6 protein-coding genes are annotated in these 5,911 nt (G+C 35.9%); 3 read left to right on the top strand and 3 right to left on the bottom strand.

Annotated elements, in window-relative coordinates; all coding sequences use genetic code 11:
• Positions 1-85 precede the first annotated feature (85 nt).
• Together KS419_RS11690 and KS419_RS11685 are read left to right on the top strand one after the other, a co-directional pair.
• Positions 86-1,090, top strand: coding sequence for a transposase (locus tag KS419_RS11690; RefSeq protein ID WP_217064921.1), 1,005 nt, complete (start codon positions 86-88; stop codon positions 1,088-1,090).
• Between the two features lies 1 nt (position 1,091).
• A complete protein-coding gene (locus KS419_RS11685; RefSeq protein ID WP_217064922.1) occupies positions 1,092-1,670 on the top strand; it encodes a hypothetical protein in 579 nt (192 codons plus the stop codon).
• Positions 1,671-1,748: 78 nt separating this feature from the next.
• Here the strand turns inward: KS419_RS11685 and KS419_RS11680 are convergent, their stop codons facing one another.
• The 3 genes from KS419_RS11680 to KS419_RS11670 all read right to left on the bottom strand — a co-directional run bounded on the left by KS419_RS11680 (position 1,749) and on the right by KS419_RS11670 (position 4,337).
• Positions 1,749-2,069: a YuiB family protein gene (locus KS419_RS11680; protein WP_217066585.1), complete on the bottom strand. Its 321-nt coding sequence runs from the start codon at positions 2,067-2,069 to the stop codon at positions 1,749-1,751.
• Positions 2,070-2,208: 139 nt separating this feature from the next.
• On the bottom strand, positions 2,209-2,340 hold the full coding sequence (locus tag KS419_RS11675) for a YuiA family protein (RefSeq protein WP_217066584.1): 132 nt from the start codon (positions 2,338-2,340) through the stop codon (positions 2,209-2,211).
• A gap of 788 nt (positions 2,341-3,128) precedes the next feature.
• Complete coding sequence (locus KS419_RS11670) at positions 3,129-4,337, bottom strand: NAD(P)/FAD-dependent oxidoreductase (protein ID WP_217066583.1); 1,209 nt, start codon at positions 4,335-4,337, stop codon at positions 3,129-3,131.
• 472 nt (positions 4,338-4,809) lie between these two features.
• On the opposite strand from KS419_RS11670, the gene KS419_RS11665 reads away from it, so the two are divergent.
• Positions 4,810-5,808 carry an NAD(P)/FAD-dependent oxidoreductase gene (locus tag KS419_RS11665; protein WP_217066582.1) on the top strand — a complete coding sequence of 333 codons (999 nt, stop codon included), beginning with the start codon at positions 4,810-4,812 and terminating at the stop codon, positions 5,806-5,808.
• Positions 5,809-5,911: the final 103 nt, after the last annotated feature.

The following is a 5,911-nucleotide window of genomic DNA, read 5'->3' as shown; positions in this document are numbered from 1 at the left end:
AAAAAAAACTTGGGTGGAATAAATAACACCAAATGAATTTATGGGTTATAATAGACTTATAAAAGATAAGAGTTGGTGTTTATTTATGCGTACAAAAAATCGACTAGAAGCTAAAGATTCTAAATACTATAAGCCTGAAATAACTCACTGTCCTAAGTGTAGTGAGAAATTAGTTTATTGCCATCCTGTATGGAGAAAAACAATTTCAACCTTAGAGGGTGAAGTTAAAGTTATTAACTTGGGTTATCGGTGTGATAACGAAACATGTTCAAATGATACGACCTATCGGTCGGCACAAGCTGAACATATAAGTATGAAACATATTACGTATGGTATGGATGTCATTGCCAATATTGGATATTTGAGATTTCAAGAACATAAAACCCGAACAGAAATTATGGAGATATTAAACGAAAAACAAGTAAAAATCTCTGACAGGCAAGTTCAGAAATTATATGAGAGATATGCATTATTACTTCGTGCAAATGCTAAAGAAAATGCCGAAGGTATTTTAAATCACGTTGTAAAAGAACATGGTGGGATTATTCTTTCCATTGATGGCGTACAGCCAGAGAAAGGAAATGAAACATTATATGTCATCCGCGAAGTTCTAAGTGGTACAGTCTTAGCAGCGAAAAATCTTAAAAGTAGTGCCTCAACAGAGTTAATGGAGTTAATTAAGCCTGTAATGGATTGGGGATTTCCGATCCAGGCATTTGTAAGTGACGGACAACAATCTATTCGATTAGCTATCGAAAAATTAGCTCCTACTATTCCTTATCAATACTGCCAGTTCCATTACTTTAAGGATATTGCCAAACCATTGGTTGAGAAAGACCGCAAATTAAAAACAAATATTAAAAAGAAGCTACGTGGTATACGTGCAGTAGAACGAAAAATAGATCAAATGGGCACCAAGACACATGAAGCAGAAATAGCTGAGGACTATATCGCAGCTATTCGTTCTGTACTTCTTGATGATGGAAAGCCTCCCTTTGACTTACCTGGAATGAGAGTATATGAACGTTCAAAAGCTATAAAGACCTCGATGGAAAAATGTCGAGATAAAAAAGGGGACTACTCTACTTGAAATGCTTATCAGAATAATCAGTCATTTTGAAGATTTTCAACAAGATTATGAGCTTGTTTGTCGTTGGTATACCAGATTTCAGAGAATCGCTACAATTATGGAGCCTTCTGATAATAAAACAAGTAACTGGGTGGAAAAAAGGTTAGGACATTACCTTAATCAGATTAAATCTAGTTTGAAGAATGAGTGTGACAGACCGTTTTTAGAGAACTTATTAAATTACAGTAAAGGGTTCTGGAAGGGATTGTTTGCCTGTTATGATAACACTCTTATTCCAAGAACAAACAATGATTTAGAATTGTTTTTTAGAAGAACCAAGCAGAAACACCGACGGATTACAGGTAGTAGAACATGGAACCGTTACATCATAAGACATGGAGAAAATATTGTATTTGCCGACAACACCAAACAGGAAAGCTGTGCATTACAAGCAATACAAAATGTACCATATGATCGCTATCAACAAGAATCGTCCACATGGACGAAACGAATTTCTGAACATACTAAACAGAGAAGATTTAAGAGAGACCCAAATGCATATTTAATCAACATTGAAAAGAGATGGAGAGAGAACAACTAACTTATTGTGTTAGTTGTTCCGTCTAAGAAAAAAAACACAAAACGGTATAAAAAACCCGTTTTGTGCCCAATTTAAAATTTAAAACATTTGATATCCACGATCTCTCAACATCCGATTGGCTATACCTGAAAGGACAGCTCCGATCATTCCAGCAGTTAATATGATGACGTCAGCTGTTTTTAATGTAATCAGTTGATAAAATAAATCTGGAAATGCTTCTCCTGGTCTTATGAAATAAGATAAAAGACCTGACTTGTCCACAATAAAAAAAATAACTATTGGATAAATAACAGCCATCGTCCACGTGGAACGAAGTAGCATGTTCAGAATAAAACCAATTCCAAAGAAAAGAACTAGATATAATACAATGGCAATGATAAGTTGCGGTAAACTTAACATAGTATGGTTTTCACCCCCATGAGATCAAAATTAAGTTTACTCCAATTACATGTTCCCAGTCAATAATATACATCGAATGTTCATAGGAAAATCCCTATTTGTATTCAAATAGGGATTTAAAAAGTATTCTTCCGAGATATTATTTATTTTTTTGTCCTGTCCCATGGCAATTATGACATGTTTCAGACCCACCCAATAATAATTGGAAATAACCTTTTCCTGTACAATAAGGGCATTCTCCTGACTTTAATTTCCCTTTTCTTAGAGCCATCAATGACTCCTCCTTTTTGATTGTTTTCTGAAGTTTCTGATAATATATCAATTTTATCTCATTTTGAAAAGCGTCAAAAAATCGCTAATCAAACCATGTAAGCGTAGTCATACCCTGTTATCTTTTATTACCTTCATGTTAAAAAAACTTACATCTTTTTCGCGGAAAAGTGCTGAAGTTTATAAGAAAAGCGGAATCGCCTATGAACACGAGCGTAGGGCAGTGGAGGAATGACAACTTGAAGTCAGCTCTTTGACTTCAGTTGTCACTTCCGAAGTGCCCCGCAGCGAGTAGGCGATTCAGCTAGACAATAAGAAAAGCGGAATCGCCTGATATCACGAGCGTATGGCACTGGAGGAATGACAACTAGAAGTCCGCTCTTTGACTTCAGTTGTCACTTCCGAAGCGCCCCGCAGCGAATATGAAGAAACTGAAAAAGTTTAAAACCACTTTTTCAGTTCCTTTTGTATGGCAATGGCTGCGCTCGTCGCTCGCCTGATAGGAGAAAACCACTCCTATCAAGCTTTTTAAAGATTGCGACGGCTACGCTCATTGCTTAGGGACTGTAAAAGTGGAAAAGCACCACTTTTTCAGTTCCCATGCGAGTAGGCGATTCAGCTAGACAATGCCCTAAGGTTAAGACGTTTAGCAAATGGTTCGAAACTTGATGTATATTATAACTGGTAATGTGCCAAAACTTATAAATTCTTACCATTTTAAAAAAGAAAGTTTCATTAGTGTTAAGTAGCTAACCTAATGAAACTTTCTTTATTGTATTTTATTATGGTTTAGAAGATGTTTAGTTTTCCTTTTTTAAGAACTAATGGCATACCGCCCAATAAGAAAAGATATCGGTTATCAATCATTTTCTTTACAGCTGAAGCAGACTGCCCATAAAGTTTTTTTGTTCCAACTAATCCTATTGCCTCTTTCCCGCCTAACGATGCAACAGTTCCTTTAATGTCTGGAGTAAAATGTTCTAACTTTTCACTTCCAGAAAGTAGTGCCTTAATATTGTTTGAACATGTATACGCCTGTTGAATCGCTATTTGAGCTGTTGGAGGATAAGGTCGATTTATTTCTTCATTAATAATTAATGCACAGTCTCCAATGACAAATACATTGTCAAACCCTGGAGCACGTAGATCCTTTTCCACTTTAATTCTTCCGCGCATGGTTTCAAATCCAGATTTATCTAAAACCGAATTCCCTTTGACACCTGTAGTCCAGACTACTGTACTTGCTTTTATTTCTTCACCATCATTTAAAAGTACACCATCTTCTTTAACCTCTTTAATTGGTGTATTTATTCTAAATTCCACTCCACGACTTTCAAGAAGGTTCATGGCATAATTAACAAGTTCTTCATCAAAACCAGGTAATGCGGTAGGTGCTGCTTCTACGGAATACACTCTAACTTTATCTCTGTCAATATCATATTCTTCACATAGTTCTGGAATTCGTTCAGACAATTCTCCAACAAATTCAATACCAGTAAATCCTGCTCCTGCTACGATAAACCGTAAATATTCATCATGCTTTTCCACTTCATTGTTGTAGTTTGCAAACATATACTCAATGTGTTCGCGGATAAGTCGAACGGAGTTAACACTGCGAATAGCGAACGCATGCTCCTCCACCCCTGGAATGCCAAATGTTTCTGGTTCAGATCCTAAACCAATGACTAAATAGTCGTAATCTAACTCGCCACTTTCAAGAATTACCTTTTTTTCGTCAGTCTTAATTTCCTTAACTTCATCTTTTATAAAATTAATTTTATTCATATCAATAACACTGTCTATTCTCATTCTAGTTCGATCGTGGTGTAAAGTTCCTGCTGCAGGTTCATGTAACCATGTTGTTTGATAATGATAATTGTGCTTGTTGACTAAAGTAATTTCTGCATCTTGGTATACGCTTGACTTTAATAGTCGTGATGCAGTCATCATTCCCCCGTAGCCAGCACCCAAAATTAAAATTTTTGGCTTTTTATGCATGCTTCTCACTCCAATTTTATATCTTTCTTATTCTCCATTTTCCCCTACTTTACAAAATGTCACCCATGTGTTTTTTTCCAAGCTACCCGAATGAAAGTTTGTGATATAATTCACGTATTATAGCAGAAAAAATCAATCTGAAAAAAAATTAGATAACTTTTTGAATAATCACCATTCCCATAGAGAATAATATTTTATCTCCTATCCCATCATATGGGTATCCTGCAAAATTTTCAACCTCTTTTTGACGATTTTTCGAACTTTTTACTAGTATATTATCTAACAACTGGTTTCGTTAATATATATACCCGTATTTTCTAAGTATTTAACCTTTAATACTGTATTAATATTAGAAATTTAAGAATTTTCCCATTATTTATTAAGAAATTCTATACTTCCCTTTGCATAAAATCATTTTACATTTATAATAAAACTTGTGACATTGTCAAAATTATGACTGGAGGTGTGTGGTTTGTCTACAGAAAGAGATGTATTTGACATAACCATTATTGGGGGAGGTCCTGTTGGGATTTTCACTGCGTTTTATGGTGGAATGAGGCAGGCGAAAGTAAAAATTATAGAAGCAATGCCTCAGCTTGGAGGTCAGTTATCAGCACTATATCCTGAAAAATATATTTATGATATCGCAGGCTTTCCAAAAGTACGGGCACAGGAATTAGTTGACAGTTTAGTGGAGCAAGCAAACCAGTTTAACCCAACTGTTGTTTTGGAACAATCAGTAGAAGAAGTGGAAAAGGGCGAAGATAATATTTTCTCACTCAAAACAAATAAAGAAACCCATTATTCTAAAACAGTGATCATTACTGCTGGTGTTGGAGCGTTCCAACCACGGAAACTGGAAGTGGATGGAGCTGCACAATATGAGGGGAAAAACCTTCATTACTTTGTAAGCGATCTAAATAAGTTTGCAGGAGATCGAGTGTTACTATCTGGCGGAGGTGATTCTGCTGTTGATTGGACGTTGATGCTTGAGGATATTGCTGAGGAAATTATGATCATCCACCGCAGAAACAAGTTCCGTGCCCATGAGCATAGTGTGGAACAATTGGAGAATTCAGAAAAAATTAAGATTAAAACCCCATATGTCATTACAAAACTCCATGGAAATGGCAATAAAATAACTTCCGTTGAGATTCAAGAAAAAGACGGCCAAAATACCGAAACGATAGATATCGATACATTAATTGTAAACTTTGGATTTATCTCCAATCTTGGTCCAATTAAAGAATGGGGCTTAGAAATAGAGAAGAATTCCATTGTCGTAAATTCCAGAATGGAAACAAACGTAGAAGGAATTTATGCTGCTGGTGACATATGTACCTATGATGGAAAAGCAAAATTAATTGCTTGTGGATTTGGAGAAGCACCGATTGCAGTAAATCATGCAAAAGCATATATTGATCCAACTGCTAAACTTCATCCAGGTCATAGCTCAAGTATTATGGGTTAAAGGGAAACAAGAAAAGCGCAAGCGCCTATGCTCACGAGCGTAGGGCAGTGGAGGAATGACAACTTGAAGTCCGCTCTTTGACTTCGGTTGTCATTTCCGAAGT

The sequence above is a fragment of the Evansella tamaricis genome (genome assembly GCF_019042215.1).
GTDB lineage: Bacteria > Bacillota > Bacilli > Bacillales > Salisediminibacteriaceae > Evansella > Evansella tamaricis.
This window is presented reverse-complemented; position numbering and strand designations above follow the sequence as displayed.